Below are 15,594 nucleotides of genomic sequence, written 5' to 3' on the forward strand. Positions count from 1 at the left end.
TTCAAATTTTGATGCGGGGCTGCGCATCACGCAGACGCTGTCCCAGTACGGTTGCCGGATCGGCAAATTTCCGTGCGAGGATCATTGCCGCGATAATCCACGGCTTCCAACTGGCTTCTTTGTAGGTGGCGATGCGATAGCGTTCAAAGACACTGGCTTCCACCTCTCCCGCTTTGCAGGACAGGCCGGTGATGTCGGCGGGCAGGCAGTGCATATATAACGCATGGCCGTCGCGGGTGAGTTTCATCATATCTTCGGTGCAGTGCCAGTCCTGATGGCGTGCGTTTTGTTGCAGGCATGCCTGCTCAAGGGTTTTCAGTCCGGCATGATCCTGATTACGCAGCAGGGTGGTGCGCTGTTGCATCACCTGCCAGGGTGCCCAGGATTTGGGATAAACAATGTCGGCATCGTGAAACGCCTCTTCCATCGTATTGACCTGACGGAATTGCCCGCCAGATGCGCTGGCGTTCCGGCGGGCGACCTCCAGCACTTCCGGGATCAGGTCATAGCCTTGCGGATGTGCCAGAGTGACGTCCATACCGAAGCGGGTCATCAGGCCGATAATGCCCTGAGGGACGGAGAGGGGTTTGCCGTAGCTGGGGGAGTAGGCCCAGGTCATGGCGATTTTCTTGCCCCTGAGATTTTGCAGCCCGCCGAAGTGTTCTTTCAGCCAGGCGAGATCGGCCATCGACTGGGTGGGGTGATCGATATCACATTGCAGATTCACCAGCGCTGGGCGTTGTGGCAATACCCCTTGTTGAAAGCCGTCATCCAGTGCCTCTCCGACTTCACGCATATAAGCGTTACCGGCCCCGAGGTACATATCATCGCGAATACCAATGGCATCCGCGCAAAAGGAGATCATATTGGCGGTTTCGCGCACCGTTTCGCCGTGGGCGATCTGCGATTTTCCCTCATCCAGATCCTGCTGAGTTAATCCCAGCAGATTCAGCGCTGAGGCGAAGGAAAAACGGGTTCGGGTTGAATTATCGCGGAAAACGGAAATACCAAGGCCATTGTTAAATACCCTGGTGTCGATGTTTTTTTCACGCAGATGCTTCAACGCAGCGGCAATCTCCAGTACCTGCTCCAGTTCTTCACCGGTTTGCTCCCATGTCAGCAGGAAATCCTTGCTATGCAGGGCAGATTTTTTCTGGCGGATAGCATGCAAAAGCGTGGTTATCTCTTCCATTCTGTGAGGTTCCTTATGATAAAGAGGCCCCCTTCTTGCAGGTTCAGGCCCCGGAGAGACCCTCTGTGATGGGGAGAAGGTCATTTCTGCCAGAGCAATATCAACTTTTGTGCCAATCAGTATTTGTGAACGGGCCTGAATGATGAAATGTGATGCTGCTCTGAAAGCGGGCTGATAAATCAGGAAAAAAAATGTAGCTTGTCTCCGATCAGGGTTACGGCCTGTTGAACCGGCGTAGAGATCGGGTGGGAAATGGCAGGGGTGGCTGAGTTGTGGCGCGAATCTGAAGCTCATAATGAGAAAATGAAGTTAAGTTCTCAAAATGAGAAAGACGAGCGCCTCTGACGTGATGAGCAACTAATGGATTAGAGAGGAAGCAAATGACTGCGACACCTGAAGTCCCTTCAGCCATGATGGCTATCCAGGGCATCATTCAGAATTTTTGTAGCTTGCTGGCAGGCGTGCTGCAACTGGAGGTGGAAGTTGTTGATCACCGTTTAATTCGCATCGCCGGGACCGGGAGTTATGGCGACAGGTTCGGTTTTGTGCCGAAAAGTAACACCCGGTTGCTGCGGGCGGTCATTGAGAATCAGCAGGAAGTGGCGGTTATCGATTCGCGCTTCAACTCACTTTGCAAAGCCTGTGAACAGCGGGAAGAGTGCAAAGAACGGGCGTTTCTTGGCGTTCCCATTATGTCGCCCCAACGCTGTCTTGGGGTGATCAGCCTGATTGCGGTGGATCAAAAACAACATCAGCGGCTGAGCGAAAACGTGGATATGTTTTTGCAATATATCCGTCATGTTTCCCGGCTGATGGTGACGAATCTGGCCAGCACGCCTCGTCGCCAGTCAAAAAGTGAAGCGCTGTGGCTGACGATGATTGAGAGGATGGACCAGGGGGTTATTGTGCGGGATGACGCTGGCAGGGTGACGTTTATTAATTCCCGCGCACGGAATATGTTGCAGCTGTCCGAAAGCAACGTCACCGGATTGATGCTGGATATCAAACCGCAAATTTGGCAAAAAATCAGCCCGGAAGGACATCATCAGCATATTGTCACACTGCCCCATCAACAACTTATTCTGACCGGGCAGCTACATCGTTCTGAAGGACGGTCGCTTTTTTTACTGGCATTTCATCAGACTGCCACATCCGTCCCGGCGGAAAATAATGAAGAGTTACCCGGTATTGAACAGCTGATTGGGCAATCTGTACCCATGAAAAAGCTTAAGCGGCTGGTAACGCGGGTGGCTCCGAGTCCGTCGAGCGTATTAATTTCTGGCGAAAGCGGAACAGGGAAGGAGGTGGTTGCGCGCGCCATCCATCGTTTCAGCAGGCGTCATGACCAGCCGTTTGTGGCAATTAACTGTGCGGCGATACCCGAAAATTTGCTTGAAAGTGAGCTGTTTGGCTACGTGAAAGGGGCCTTTACCGGCGCAGCGCCCGGTGGACGGCCAGGACTGATTCTGTCGGCCAACGGTGGTACGCTGTTTCTGGATGAGATTGGCGATATGCCTCTCGGTCTGCAAGCCCGATTACTGCGGGCAATTGAAAGTCGCGAAGTCCAGCCGGTGGGCAGTAACCGGCCTGTGCCGGTTGATATTCGCATCATTTCAGCAACGCATCAGCATCTGGAACAGGCCATCAGCACAGGCCGTTTCCGGGAAGACCTCTATTATCGTCTTAATGTAATCCCTCTTTTTATACCGCCGCTACGTGAGCGGGAAGGGGATGTGGAACTGTTGTTACACTATTTTCTCAGCCTGCATACTCGCCGTATCAACTGTACCTGGCCGGGGATCAGCCCTGAGGTATTGCGCCTGTTACAGCGTCATAGCTGGCCGGGTAATGTGCGGGAGCTGAGCAATCTTGTCGAATATCTGATCAATATTGTACCGGATGGCGGCATGATCGACAGTTCGCTGCTGCCGCCGGTGTTTCATACTTCGTGCGCGCCGCAACCACAGCTCACAGCCACGCAAACTGCTTATCCCCTCGTCAGTGAGCTGCCAGAACAGAATGGTCAGGTCAGCCTTAGAACGATGGAAAAAAGTACCATTGAAGAGGTACTGCATCGCTGCAACAACAATAAAAAACAGGCCGCTGATGAACTGGGCATTGGCCTGGCTACCCTGTACCGAAAAATCAAGAAGTACGGGCTTGTCTGACAGCGCTGGCCTTCAGCAGCTGCTGATACTGTTCCGGTGTGTCCAGATCGCAATGGATGGTCTGGCTGTTTACCGCCACGCTTTCACAACCGTATGCCTCAATCAGCTGACGGAGGTTACTCTCTGCCGGAGCGGATAAAATGATTTCCCGCAGTGCGGCTGGCAGTAAAACCGGATGCCCTCTGCCGCCATTGTGGCAGGGCTGAATGCAGCCGCAGGAAGGGTAATGCCACAGCAGGGAGTAAACCTGCGGATCGACAGCGGGCATATCCCCGGGAATCAGAAAGAAACGTTCACCGCTTAGCGCAGCCACGCCGCAGCGCACGGAAGAGAACATCCCCCCGGTGAAGTAAGGATTGTGGCAAAGACGGACGCCATGATGACCGGCGTATCGCTGCCGAAGCTCGTCAGCCCGATAGCCGGTGACCAGTATTACCCGGTCGCAGAAGGACAGTGCGGAGGCAATCGTACCATCCAGCACGGTGCCGTTCTTCCAGGGAAGCATCATTTTCCAACTGCCCATGCGGGTCGACAGCCCGGCAGCCAGCACCACACACTCTTTCATCTCTGTCAGTCCGTTTTAAGCCTTCAGCACCGCTTTAATGGATTTGATAATCGGTTGATAACCGGTGCAGCGGCACAGGTTTCCCTCCAGCGCCTCACATAAAGCGTCATCATCCGGGGCAGGATTTTTATCCAGTAAGGCTTTCGCACTCATCAACACACCTGGCGTACAAAAGCCGCACTGCACGCCGCCGTGTCGGACAAATGACTGCTGTAATTTACGGCCCACCGGGTCAGCATCCAGTGCCTCGATGGTGGTAATTTCTGCGCCGTCACACTGCGCTGCCAGCATTAAACAGGAACAGACTGATTTGCCATTCACTATCACCGTACAGGCACCGCATTCACCCACCGAGCAGCCTTCCTTACTGCCGGTGAGCTGTAAATCTTCACGCAAAAAATCGAGCAGGCGACGATTATCATCCACCTCGCGCTGTACTAAAATACCATTTACTTTCAGTGTGATAAGGTTCATTAGCCTTTCCTTAGAGAGCCTGTTCTTCCCGTGCTTCTTCCAGCATCTGGTGCAGCATTGCTGCTGCCACCGGAATTTTATAGGCGGCAGACCAGCGCTTACCGATAGCGGCCTCCAGCATCGCTTCCAGCGCTTTTACCCCTTCCTCAATCACGGCGTCAGTGAGTTTTCTTCCGGTAATGATCTTTTCCACGGCAATCAGCCGCTGAGGATGGCTCATCAGTGCGCCATCAACCAGGCGGCAGCGGGTCAGAATCCCCGCAGGATTAAACGAAAACTGCCCGGTAAAGCTTTGGCGGGTAATGTTAAGTGCATTTCTGCGGCCCAGTTGCAGGTAACGCTGCTGCATCTGCGGGCAGGATTCAGGCAGCGGGAGAATGAAATGAGTCAGCAATTCGCCGGGCTGAAGCTGAGTCTGATAGCCAGCGGTAATAAATTCTGCCAGCGGTAGCTGCCGGGTGCCATTGAGGGTTGCCAGCCGCACTTCGGCATCATAGATGATTAACGGCGGTACGGAATCTGCACAGGGTGCGGCGTTAACCACATTGCCGCCAATAGTCGCCCGGTTACGCAGCTGCAATGAACCAATGGTATTGCAGGCGGTGGTCAGCAGTGGGTAGTACTTTTTAATTAATGGATTAGCAGTAAGATCGCTGAAGCAGACCGCCGCGCCAATGACCACAGCCTCTCCCTGCATCTCTGTTTGCTGAATTTCGCTGATTGCGGAGATATCCACCAGCGGAATCGGTGTATTTTTCAGCCGGGCCTGCACCAGCACATCTGTGCCGCCCGCCAGCGGCCTGGCATCCTGCTTTTGCAGTGCCAGCAGCGCTTCCGCCAGCGTTGTGGCACGAGTCAGTTGCAGTGTGTTAATGCGTAAAACCTGCTTTTTCTCGCCGGATTCGGCCATCAGTTCACTTTGACGAACGGGCTTTTTCAGCGCATAGCCCAGTTTTACCTGCTCAAGTGTTAATGGCAGCACGTAATTCCGGCGTTCCAGTGCAAAACAGACCGCATTATTCAGCGCTGCGCCACCCAGCTCCAGCACCGGTTCGCCAATCACTTTGCCCCCGTAAGGGCCTGCTTTATCGTGATTCTCCACCGGGATAATATTGATTTCAGGGACATCTTTAATGGTCGGCAGCAGGTAGGTGTCAAAGTTTTCTGATTTCACTTCCCCCAGCTCAATATTGAACTCTTCCAGCATGCCATAGCCGATCATCCCCTGAACCACACCGCCGCAGACCTGGCCTTCGAATCCCACTTTGTTGATCACCTTGCCAACATCGTGAACCGCCGTAATCTGATTGAAGCTGATTTTTCCTGTGCGGGTGTCGACCGCAATGTCGGCCACCTGACAGCCATAAACCCAGGTAAAATAGGGGCTGCCGCAGCCCTTCTCTTCATCCCAGTGAATATCCGGTGCCACATGCCAGCCATAGGCCGAGAGATTGGCACCGGTCGCTTTGGTCATTTCCACTACCTGATGAAAATCCAGCCGGTTATAGGGCTGAAGGCGATTGAAGACCTTGCCATTTTCCCAGACCAGATCCGCAATGCCCGTGGCCCCAAGCTTTTCCGCAATCGCGTCAGCCATTCGCTGCTTGATTTTGTTTGCTGCGCTGAGAATGGCCTGCCCGCCCATCAGGGTTCCGCGTGAGGCGACCGTAGAGCCACCGTCAGCAATCATTGCCGTAGCAGGATCGGTAAAGGTGATTCTGTCGAGGCTGAGACCGAATGCTTCCCCGGCAATCATTGACATGGTGGTAGCCAGCCCCTGACCATTTTCGGAAACGGATGTGGAGATATTCACACTGCCATCTGCATTTACCTGAATCAGGGCAGAAGAGGCATCCAGACCTTCGGCACCTAAAGAACAGCCGCGATGGCTTAGTGCCAGCCCGATACCGTATTTAACCGGGCCATTCTGGCGGTTAAGCCGCCGGTAATGTTCTCTTTTGGCGATGAAGTCGGTGCCGTCGATGGCGGTTTGCAGCACCTGTTGTGCGGAAACCCGATGTTCACTGAATACCTGCCCTGCCATGCTGGTATCACCCTGTTGCAGGGCGTTGCGCATCCGAAGTTCAATCGGGGATATCCCGAGCTGTTCTGCCACCTCATCCATCAGTGACTCATTGGCAAAAATAACCTGAGGTGCGCCAAAACCACGATAGGCAGAAGTGTAATTGTTATTGGTGTAGACCCCGGTGACATCGACCCGAACATTGGGAATGTTATAAGGTCCGGCGGCCTGAACTGAGCTGCGCCAGGTGACAAACACCGTCTGACCTGCATAGCTGCCGCCGTCAGCGAGAATATCAATCTTTATGGCTTGAATTCGCGCCTGGTCATCAAGGCCGATTTTATAGTGCATCAGATAGGGATGGCGTTTATAACTCTCGCGCATTGACTGCTCGCGATTGTAAGTCATCTTAACCGGCCGGCCGGTAAGCTGCGCCAGCAACGCCGCGCGGCAGGCGAGATGATCGATAATATCGTCTTTGCCGCCGAAAGAACCGCCCAGTACCGAGCGTCTGACGTTAACTTTCGCCTGAGGTAACCCAAGATATCTGGCGACCATCCCCCTGACCCGATGGGCATTTTGAACTGAGCCATAGAGGGTCATAATGCTGTCGTTAGCATCAATGGCAGCGGTAATGGATTCGGGTTCTATATAGCCGTGCTCCTGAAAACCCACCTCATAATCCCGTTCAAAGACATGACATGAGGCGGAAAATCCCGCTTCGATATCACCTTTCACCGTATGATGATGATTAATAATGTTGTTTTCTCTGTCGCTATGGATCAGACGTGCGCCTGGCGAGAGGGCTTCTCTTACTGATGTCAGCGGGGTGAGGGGACGATAAACGATTTTGATTTTCTCTGCCGCAAGGCAGGCGGCTTCCTGGGTTTCGGCGGCAATAACCGCAATGACGTCGCCACGAAAGGCTATTTCCCGGTCAATAATGGGCGGATAGTCGGGGATGACCACACCGATGTGCGTTTCTCCGGGGATGTCGGCGAAGGTGGCGATTTTCACCACACCGGGCACCTGTTCCGCCCCGGTTAAATCAAGCTTTTCAATGAAGCCAGCCGCGATATCCGTATAGCGACAGACGCCATAAAGCATGTTCTTCAGCACCAGGTCGTCGCCGTAAATTGCGCTGCCTTTTACCTTTGCCAGTCCATCAACACGCGCCACTTCACTTCCAATCAGAATGGTACTCATTGGGCCATTTCTCCTGATGTGCTCCTGTCGCCACGACAAAGCAAGGGATATGCCAGAGTCAGAAAAAAGGGGTGGTTAATGAATAAGTTGTGAGCCGGGATTGAAAAAGGGTGGGGTGGGAAGAAAAAAACGGCGGCGAGAAATGGCTCAATCTTTACTGGCTTTTCACTTTGACACTTGTCTTATCAAAGTGAGAAGTAGAATATCCCTGTTGGTTACAAGGATAATCCCGGCAGGCTGAGAGGTCGGGTAATAATGCAAGTTGCATCACATTTCCAGCGATTGCCAGCGTGGTTCAGGCAAAGCTGTCCACATTTTGCATAGCGGTGGGCTGGAGTGATCGGGGCTGCATAAAAAAGGATAAAAAATGAACCGCTTTGTCATTGCTAATCCCACAGAGTGTATCGGTTGTCATGCCTGCGAAGTGGCATGTGTGCTTACGCATAATCAGTCTCGCTGGCCCGCCAGTCGCAGTCAGTTTCGTCCCCGTATTCATCTGGTCAGTTCAGCAGCCACACAGGTGCCGTTGACCTGCCGCCACTGTAACAACTCGCCCTGTGTGGCAAGTTGTCCCACCGGCGCGCTGGCTTACCAGCAGCAAAGCGTCCAGCTGACAGAAGATAAATGTATTGGCTGTAAAAATTGCCTGTTGGCTTGCCCTTTCGGCGCCATTGAGGAGCTTCCCGCAACGGGTCTGATGATGAAGTGCGATCTCTGCCAGCACACTGAAGCAGATAAGCCCGCTTGCGTCAGCATCTGCCCGACAGGTGCGCTACAACTGATGGATGAAGCTGCGCTTCAGCGTCAGCGCCAACAGCGGCAGACGCGCAGTGCAACAGGCATCACGCCTTCCCTGCCCACCAACGGAAAAGGGCGGCAGCTGCTGGATAAGCCCCCACGGCGCGGGGCAGTCAGGCTTACAGCAGAACGGCGTAAGCAACATTTCGATGAAATTTATCTGGGGCTGAACGAGGCGCAGGTGGCCTATGAGACGGAACGGTGCCTTTATTGTGCACAGCAGGCCTGGTGCGGCTGGACCTGCCCACTGCATAACGCCATTCCTGACTGGATACGCCTGGCAGGTGAAGGTCGGATTATTGAAGCCGCCGAACTCTCTCACCAGACCAGCAGCCTGCCGGAAATTTGTGGCCGTGTCTGTCCACAGGATCGCCTCTGTGAGGGGGCCTGTACGCTGAATGGCAAGGCAGGGGCCGTGACCATTGGCAATATTGAGCGTTACATTACCGACCAGGCTCTGGCGCAGGGCTGGCGTCCTTCGGTGGGGGACGTCACGCCTCGCCAGCAGCGTGTGGCGATTATCGGCGCTGGACCCGCCGGACTGGGGTGTGCAGATATTCTGACCCGCCGTGGCGTTCAGGCGGTGGTCTATGACCGTCATCCGGAGATCGGTGGCCTGCTGACCTTCGGCATCCCTTCCTTCAAGCTGGATAAGCAGCTGATGGTTAACCGACGTGCGATCTTCAACGAGATGGGGATTGAGTTTCGGCTTAATTGCGAAATTGGCCGGGATATCAGCTTTGATCGGTTGCTGGATGAATATGATGCGGTGTTCCTTGGCGTCGGAACTTATGGGTTGATGAAAGCGGGACTGGAGCATGAAGATGCGCCGGGCGTCATTCAGGCTCTGCCTTATCTGATCGCCAATACCCGGCAAATTATGGCATTTGATGAAGATCCACAATATCCCTGCATTTCGTTGCGGGATAAGCGCGTGGTGGTGCTGGGCGGCGGGGATACGGCGATGGATTGCCTGAGGACCGCCATACGTCAGCAGGCCAGTCAGGTGATATGTGCTTACCGTCGCGATGAGCAGAGTATGCCCGGCTCGAGAAAAGAGGTCGTCAATGCGCGGGAAGAGGGGGTGGAATTTATGTTCAACCTGCAACCGCAATATCTCCAGCTGGATGAAAACGGGCGCTTCAGTGGTATTGGTCTGATTCGCACTGTGCCAGGAGAACCCGGCAGTGACGGACGCCGCAGGCCACAGCCGCTGGCGGGTTCAGAATTTGTGCTTGAGGCGGATGCACTGATCCTGGCGTTTGGTTTTCAGGCACACGAGATGCCCTGGCTGGCCGGGCACGGAGTCCGTTTTGACCGTTGGGGATTGGTTAAGACTGGCGAACAGGGGGCTTCCACACAAACGCATAATCCTAAAGTTTTTGCCGCCGGGGATGCGGTGCATGGGGCCGATCTGGTGGTGACAGCGATGGCCCAGGGGCGTCGCAGTGCGGAGGAAATCATCGCGATGTTTGACCGGCAGCCACTCAGGGAGAGAAACGCATGAGCCATTTTATTCTGGCGACCACCATGAAATGCATCGGCTGCCACACCTGTGAAGTGGCCTGCGCCGTGGTCCATGCCGGAACGGTTGCGGTGACATCACAGGACTATTTTCCGCGTCTCAGGGTGGTGAAACAGAATGCAGTCAGTACGCCGGTAATGTGCAAACAGTGTAGAAATGCCCCCTGTGTCGCGGCCTGCCCGGTGGCTGCCCTACAACAGGGTGAGCAGGCCGTTGAAATTGTCAGTGAGCGCTGTATCGACTGCAAAAGCTGCATGATTGCCTGCCCGTTCGGTGAGATTGAAATCGTCAGCACAGGGGGCCATCCGCAGGTGATTAAATGTGACCTCTGCGCCGGGCAGAGCAGCGGATCGGCCTGCGTCAGCGTTTGTCCAACCGGTGCGCTAACGCGTGTGACCTCGGATGAACTGAGCCAGCTGCGGCAGCAGCGACAGCGGCAGACTGCCTCAGGAAGCCAGATGCTTTTTCAGGAGGAATGGATCAATGGATAAGGTCATTACGGTTTGCCCCTACTGTGGCTGTGGTTGCAAAATTGAACTGCACGTTGAGCAGGGTAAGGTTGTCACCGCAAAGGGCGCACCCGGCGTTACCAACGAGGGCGAACTCTGTCTGAAAGGCTATTATGGCTGGGAGTTCCTGAATAACACCCGCCTGCTGACGCCACGGTTGAAACATCCTGCCATCCGTCGTCGTCGGGGCGATCCCTTTGAGGCCGTCAGTTGGCAGGAGGCCATCGACTTCGCCAGTTCACGCCTGAAAAAGATCAAGGCCCGCTATGGGGCTGAAAGCATCATGGTCACCGGATCATCCCGGGGACCCGGCAATGAAACCAACTATGTCATGCAGAAATTTGTCCGGGCAGTGCTGGGTACCAACAACATCGACTGCTGCGCACGGGTCTGCCACGGACCTTCCGTTGCCAGACTGCAAACCACGCTGGGCAATGGTGCGATGAGCAACTCGATCGGCGATATCGAAAACAGCGATTGCCTGCTGATCTTCGGTTATAACGCGGCGGATTCCCATCCAATTGTGGCAAGACGTATCGTCAGGGCGAAGCAAAAAGGCGCAAAAATCATCGTCTGCGACCCCCGCTATATCGAAAGCGCTCGTCTTGCCGATCTGTGGCTGCCGCTGAAAAATGGCAGCAACATGGCTCTGGTTAATGCATTTGCTAACGTATTGATTAATGAGGGATTGTGTAACGAGGCTTTCCTGCGAGAGCACACCGAAGGAAGAGAGGCGTGGCAGGAGGTGGTGCAGCGTTATACCCCTGAATCGGTCTGTGAGATCACGGGGATTGCGCCGCAACTGGTACGCCAGGCAATGCGACTTTTCGCGGGGGTGAAAAATGCCACCATCCTCTGGGGAATGGGGGTGACGCAATGGGGCCAGGGTGTTGATGTGGTAAAAGGGCTGTCCAGTCTGGCGCTGGCCACCGGCAACCTTGGGCGACCCGGCGTGGGCGTCGGACCGGTACGCGGGCAGAATAACGTGCAGGGAGCTTGTGATATGGGCGCGTTGCCCAACGTTTTTCCTGGCTACCAGTCGGTCAGCGATCCGCAGGTCCGTGAGAAATTTGCTGCCGCCTGGGGAGTCAAATCGCTTAGCGATAAAGTCGGTCACAGCATCACTGATGTTGCCCATCTGGCGATGGAGAATAAACTGCATGCCTACTGGATAATGGGCGAGGACCCACTACAAACCGAACCCGATTTGGCGCTAATGCGTAAAGCGATGGCAAAGCTGGACCTGGTTATCGTGCAGGATATTTTTATGACCAAAACCGCAGAAATGGCTGATGTTATCCTGCCTGCGACCAGTTGGGGGGAGCATGAAGGGGTTTATACCAGCGCCGATCGCGGCTTCCAGCGTTTTTATAAAGCCGTCGAGCCCGAGGGTGATGTGCTCCCCGACTGGGAGATCATCAGCCGGATGGCGCAGGCGATGGGCTACCCGATGCAGTATGAAAACAATGAAGCCATTTGGAATGAACTGCGTTCTCTTTGTCCTCTTTACGCCGGTGTGACCTGGGAAAAAATGGCTGGCTTCGGCTATGTGCAGTGGCCCTGTCCGGATGAATCCCATCCGGGGACGCCGTTTCTTTACCAGGGCAATCGCTTTCATCGCCCCTCTGGTAAAGGGCTGCTGTTTGCCTGCGACTGGCGGCCACCCGTTGAACCGGTCGATGAGGCGTGGCCACTGGTGCTCTGCACCGTGCGGGAAGTTGGACACTACAGCTGTCGTTCAATGACGGGCAATTGCCATGCGCTGAGCGCGCAGGCGGATGAACCTGGCCGGGTGCAGATTAACACTGAGGATGCGCGGCAACTTTCTGTCAGTGATGGTGAGCTGGTGTGGGTGGTATCAAGACGTGGCAAGGTGATCAGCAGGGCAGAAGTGAGCGACCGTACCAATCAGGGGGCCGTTTATATGACCTATCAGTGGTGGATTGGTGCCTGCAATGAGCTGACAATCGACAGCCTCGACCCCATATCAAAAACCCCGGAATACAAATATTGCGCGGTGAAACTAGAAAAAATCGCCGACAAAAAATGGGCAGAACAGCATGTTGCCCAACGTTATCAGCAGCTGAGACAGCGTCTGGCTGAGGCTGCGGAACCACTGAGTTGAAGTGAACCCTTAGCCCGGATCGGAGAGCTGACGATGATAAAGCAAGGCGAAGCTGTGCCGGTCCGGTAGGGGTGAAAACGGCCCCTGACGACAAGGGGCCAGAAGGCTATTTAAGCGTGATGGTGTTGATGATATTTTCAGCTTCAGTCTGAGACTGTTGTTGATTATCCGCAGGGAGGGTGATTTGCAACGTCAGCAATTTGTTGTCAACTTTTGCCAGCACCACTGAAGACCAGGATGACTGATTTTTTGCTGAAATCACCGAGTCCAGCTGCTGAGCAGGCTGACCTTTCAGGTCAATGGCTTTGTTAGTGACCACTTGCAACTGCGGATCGCGGCTGCGCTGCTGCTGTTCCAGACGTTTCGACAGCATATCCAGCCCTTCGCTGCTTGTGTCCCCTTCAATCACAATAATGGCTTTCTGGCCGGAGGCATCGGCGTAGACGTGCATATTGTTAGCCTGCGTACCCAGTTTACCACTCTGATCGGACATGCCGGATGGCAGGGAGAAACTCATTTTGCCGTCCATCAGGGTCACTGTCTGACCACTCTGGCTGCTACTGCTGCCATTGCCATCGGCTGCGGCTTTATCATTTTTGCCGTCACAGGCGGTCAGTCCAACCACCAGTAAACCGATGCCAGCATATTTTAGTAAGTTACGCATTGTTCTCTCTTTTACCTTAGTCGTGTACCTGTTACTGCCACTCATAGAATAGTAATCAGCGGTTAAAAGCAACTGACGCTTTGTAGTGTAGGTGCTTAACGTCTTTTCAGACACCGTTTTTAATGGCGAGGTTTTGCTCTGACTGAGGCACAATTTAGCGGGTAAGAACTGAAGAAAGCGGAGATAACGTGGCAAAAAACTGCCTTACCGGGGGGGCAAGGCAGCTTAAAAGGTCAGCAGGTTTCAGCCGAAATTAACTCTGGCACCGGCAGGTTTTTCGGCCAGTCGTCTGAGTACGGTATTTAACAGCACGCCATAAGCAGGCAGGAAAAACAGCATGCAGATAATCACCTTAAAGCTGTAGTCTACCAGTGCGATTTCCACCCAGTTCTGTGCCATAAACAGATCGATGCTTTTGTAAAAGGCGATAAAGAAGAAGGCCAGCGTATCACTGATATTCCCCAGAAACATGGCTGAGGCGGGTGCTATCCACCACTGCGGCAGCTTGCGCAGGCGATTAAATACATGCACATCCAGAATCTGACCCAGTGCATAAGCCATAAAACTGGCACAGGCGATACGGGCGACAAACAGGTTAACCACGTTCAGAGCAGCAAAACCCTGCCACTGGCCCTGATAAAACAGCGCAGAGATAACGTATGAGATAAACAGTGCCGGAACCATCACCAGCAGGATAATGCGACGGGCCAGCGGCGCACCAAAAATCCGCACGGTTAAATCGGTAGCGAGAAAAATAAACGGAAAGCTGAACGCCCCCCAGGTGGTGTGCAGGCCAAAAATGGAGACCGGCAGCTGTACCAGATAGTTGCTGGAAGTGATCACCAGCACATGAAATAACGACAGCCAGACCAACGCTTGCATGCGCTGGCGTGAAGAGAAAGAAATCATGATGTGACCTTTTTGAATAATGGGGTGAGGGAACCCAAAAATAATTATCTCGCCCGGGCGATTGCGCGGCATATTACCGAAACAGTCTGCTAATGCAATGGTTAATTTTAGCGCAAACGTTACCGCCATCGCGCTTCCTGATAACCCTTATTAACTGACATTTGTGTGACATTTAAAACAACAGCCAGTCTGCTTGCACATCCCCACACGCCGGGTAAAATGACCCGCGTTGTTTCTTCAGGTGAGAATCTTATGAGCGATCTGTTCGCTAATCCCGACCAAACGCTGGAAACGCTTGGCTTACGGTGTCCGGAGCCGGTTATGTTGGTACGTAAAGCGGTGCGCCACATGCAGGACGGCGAGACCTTACTGGTCATTGCCGATGATCCTGCCACCACACGCGACATTCCGGGTTTTTGCCGTTTTATGGAGCATACGCTGCTGGCGCAGGCCACAGATGAAGTACCCTATCGATATTTGCTTAAGAAAGGGCTGTAAAATTAAGAAAGGGCTGTAAAAATAAGTTGGCTGCGTTGAGTTTCTTATTAACTTATCGCTTCAGCCAGCTTATCGATTTGATTGTGATTAACGATGTTTCTCTGAAATAAAATTTAATAAAAACCTATGTCTGTAAAAACAAAATAAATGTCTGAGCCTCTACCGTCTTTAATCCTGATTTGATGGCAGTAAGCGTTTTTTTATATCATGAATTTTTTATCTCAATAGAATAAAAAAATAAAAAAAAGGAGTAAATCATGATTTCAAATAATGCTAATGTTTGTGCAGGAACAGTAAATGTAATTAATGTTACTGAAGCAGCTCATTTGCCAGAAAAAGGCGTTGTTAAAAATTTAGTTGCTAAATTCGAGCGAGTGTCTCTGAGTCATAACGAAATGAATTTACAGCCAAAGCCTGAAGGGCAGCGTAAAATTTATGCATCCAGCTTCTCGCAGCTCATCAGTGTTAATGGTAAACGACTGAAAAACTATGTTATAAGGGATAAAAGCAGTCACCCTGCTCCTCCTGAAAAAATATGAGCAATACTGAAAAGAAAAATAATCCAATCCTGCCAGCCAATCCCAAAAAATCAGATAATAAGTGACTTGAGAAAGCCATCAGGGAAAACAGAAAGACTCAGCGAAGAAATATCAGCCACCAGGTTTGAGTCGGGCATTGAAAAAAATCAAAAATCTTCTTTTCCACCGAAAACAGACAATTATCTGAAACTTGATGCTTTAAGGAAAAAAGCAGTAGATCTGGGATGTGAGTTAGAGGCATATGCTAAAAAAAATAATGACTATATAGATTAAAAAAGTAATAAAAATTATTACCTCGAAGAAAGTATGCGCAGGATAGTTGATAAGCTTGACGATATGTTTGAGGAAGTCGAACAGGATAAAAATCTGCATACGGCCAGAAAGGACGTTTTTAAGATC

The 15,594-nt window shown here is 52.8% G+C and carries 13 protein-coding genes; 7 read left to right on the forward strand and 6 right to left on the reverse strand.

Annotated elements, in window-relative coordinates; genetic code table 11:
- Position 1: 1 nt before the first annotated feature.
- Positions 2-1,192, reverse strand: coding sequence for a knotted carbamoyltransferase YgeW (gene ygeW / locus AC3RPL_RS20850; RefSeq protein ID WP_490741406.1), 1,191 nt, complete (start codon positions 1,190-1,192; stop codon positions 2-4).
- Positions 1,193-1,572: 380 nt separating this feature from the next.
- On the opposite strand from ygeW, the gene AC3RPL_RS20855 reads away from it, so the two are divergent.
- Positions 1,573-3,360, forward strand: coding sequence for a sigma 54-interacting transcriptional regulator (locus AC3RPL_RS20855; protein WP_490741407.1), 1,788 nt, complete (start codon positions 1,573-1,575; stop codon positions 3,358-3,360).
- Here AC3RPL_RS20855 and AC3RPL_RS20860 read toward each other — a convergent pair.
- Genes AC3RPL_RS20860 through AC3RPL_RS20870 form a run of 3 tightly spaced genes read right to left on the reverse strand, consistent with a single transcriptional unit; the run spans position 3,338 to position 7,628 of the window.
- Positions 3,338-3,925: an NTP transferase domain-containing protein gene (locus AC3RPL_RS20860; RefSeq protein ID WP_490741408.1), complete on the reverse strand. Its 588-nt coding sequence runs from the start codon at positions 3,923-3,925 to the stop codon at positions 3,338-3,340. The genes AC3RPL_RS20855 and AC3RPL_RS20860 overlap by 23 nt on opposite strands.
- 15 nt (positions 3,926-3,940) lie before the next feature.
- On the reverse strand, positions 3,941-4,399 hold the full coding sequence (locus AC3RPL_RS20865) for a (2Fe-2S)-binding protein (protein WP_034934320.1): 459 nt from the start codon (positions 4,397-4,399) through the stop codon (positions 3,941-3,943).
- A gap of 10 nt (positions 4,400-4,409) precedes the next feature.
- Entirely contained in the window at positions 4,410-7,628 is a 3,219-nt protein-coding gene (locus AC3RPL_RS20870) for a molybdopterin cofactor-binding domain-containing protein (RefSeq protein WP_490741409.1), read from the reverse strand.
- A gap of 367 nt (positions 7,629-7,995) precedes the next feature.
- Between AC3RPL_RS20870 and AC3RPL_RS20875 the strand changes: the two genes are divergently transcribed.
- Genes AC3RPL_RS20875 through fdhF form a run of 3 tightly spaced genes read left to right on the forward strand, consistent with a single transcriptional unit; the run spans position 7,996 to position 12,585 of the window.
- Positions 7,996-9,933 carry an FAD-dependent oxidoreductase gene (locus AC3RPL_RS20875; RefSeq protein ID WP_490741410.1) on the forward strand — a complete coding sequence of 646 codons (1,938 nt, stop codon included), beginning with the start codon at positions 7,996-7,998 and terminating at the stop codon, positions 9,931-9,933.
- Positions 9,930-10,442, forward strand: a complete 513-nt coding sequence (locus AC3RPL_RS20880) for a 4Fe-4S dicluster domain-containing protein (protein WP_490741411.1) — start codon at positions 9,930-9,932, stop codon at positions 10,440-10,442. Before AC3RPL_RS20875 ends, AC3RPL_RS20880 begins: the two co-directional genes overlap by 4 nt.
- Positions 10,435-12,585, forward strand: coding sequence for a formate dehydrogenase subunit alpha (gene fdhF, locus AC3RPL_RS20885; RefSeq protein WP_490741412.1), 2,151 nt, complete (start codon positions 10,435-10,437; stop codon positions 12,583-12,585). The genes AC3RPL_RS20880 and fdhF overlap by 8 nt, the downstream gene beginning before the upstream one ends.
- Before the next feature lie 106 nt (positions 12,586-12,691).
- Here the strand turns inward: fdhF and AC3RPL_RS20890 are convergent, their stop codons facing one another.
- Both AC3RPL_RS20890 and AC3RPL_RS20895 read right to left on the reverse strand, forming a co-directional pair.
- Positions 12,692-13,249, reverse strand: a complete 558-nt coding sequence (locus tag AC3RPL_RS20890) for a DcrB family lipoprotein (protein ID WP_490741413.1) — start codon at positions 13,247-13,249, stop codon at positions 12,692-12,694.
- Positions 13,250-13,492: 243 nt separating this feature from the next.
- Positions 13,493-14,158 carry a 7-cyano-7-deazaguanine/7-aminomethyl-7-deazaguanine transporter gene (locus tag AC3RPL_RS20895; protein WP_490741414.1) on the reverse strand — a complete coding sequence of 222 codons (666 nt, stop codon included), beginning with the start codon at positions 14,156-14,158 and terminating at the stop codon, positions 13,493-13,495.
- 252 nt (positions 14,159-14,410) lie between these two features.
- Here AC3RPL_RS20895 and tusA point away from each other — a divergent pair, with 252 nt between their 5' ends.
- The 3 genes from tusA to AC3RPL_RS20910 all read left to right on the forward strand — a co-directional run bounded on the left by tusA (position 14,411) and on the right by AC3RPL_RS20910 (position 15,468).
- Positions 14,411-14,656, forward strand: coding sequence for a sulfurtransferase TusA (tusA, locus tag AC3RPL_RS20900; protein ID WP_490741415.1), 246 nt, complete (start codon positions 14,411-14,413; stop codon positions 14,654-14,656).
- A gap of 257 nt (positions 14,657-14,913) precedes the next feature.
- Positions 14,914-15,195: a hypothetical protein gene (locus tag AC3RPL_RS20905; protein ID WP_490741416.1), complete on the forward strand. Its 282-nt coding sequence runs from the start codon at positions 14,914-14,916 to the stop codon at positions 15,193-15,195.
- Between the two features lie 66 nt (positions 15,196-15,261).
- Complete coding sequence (locus AC3RPL_RS20910) at positions 15,262-15,468, forward strand: hypothetical protein (protein WP_490741417.1); 207 nt, start codon at positions 15,262-15,264, stop codon at positions 15,466-15,468.
- Positions 15,469-15,594: the final 126 nt, after the last annotated feature.

It is taken from the genome of Erwinia papayae (assembly GCF_058241465.1).

Bases quoted from the DNA above. Each gene is read 5' to 3' on its own strand.
- AC3RPL_RS20895 (WP_490741414.1), bottom strand. From the start codon at position 14,158: ATGATTTCTTTCTCTTCACGCCAGCGCATGCAAGCGTTGGTCTGGCTG.
- AC3RPL_RS20855 (WP_490741407.1), top strand. From the start codon at position 1,573: ATGACTGCGACACCTGAAGTCCCTTCAGCCATGATGGCTATCCAGGGC.
- ygeW (WP_490741406.1), bottom strand. From the start codon at position 1,192: ATGGAAGAGATAACCACGCTTTTGCATGCTATCCGCCAGAAAAAATCT.
- AC3RPL_RS20875 (WP_490741410.1), top strand. From the start codon at position 7,996: ATGAACCGCTTTGTCATTGCTAATCCCACAGAGTGTATCGGTTGTCAT.
- tusA (WP_490741415.1), top strand. From the start codon at position 14,411: ATGAGCGATCTGTTCGCTAATCCCGACCAAACGCTGGAAACGCTTGGC.
- AC3RPL_RS20860 (WP_490741408.1), bottom strand. From the start codon at position 3,925: ATGAAAGAGTGTGTGGTGCTGGCTGCCGGGCTGTCGACCCGCATGGGC.
- AC3RPL_RS20865 (WP_034934320.1), bottom strand. From the start codon at position 4,399: ATGAACCTTATCACACTGAAAGTAAATGGTATTTTAGTACAGCGCGAG.
- AC3RPL_RS20905 (WP_490741416.1), top strand. From the start codon at position 14,914: ATGATTTCAAATAATGCTAATGTTTGTGCAGGAACAGTAAATGTAATT.
- fdhF (WP_490741412.1), top strand. From the start codon at position 10,435: ATGGATAAGGTCATTACGGTTTGCCCCTACTGTGGCTGTGGTTGCAAA.
- AC3RPL_RS20880 (WP_490741411.1), top strand. From the start codon at position 9,930: ATGAGCCATTTTATTCTGGCGACCACCATGAAATGCATCGGCTGCCAC.
- AC3RPL_RS20870 (WP_490741409.1), bottom strand. From the start codon at position 7,628: ATGAGTACCATTCTGATTGGAAGTGAAGTGGCGCGTGTTGATGGACTG.
- AC3RPL_RS20890 (WP_490741413.1), bottom strand. From the start codon at position 13,249: ATGCGTAACTTACTAAAATATGCTGGCATCGGTTTACTGGTGGTTGGA.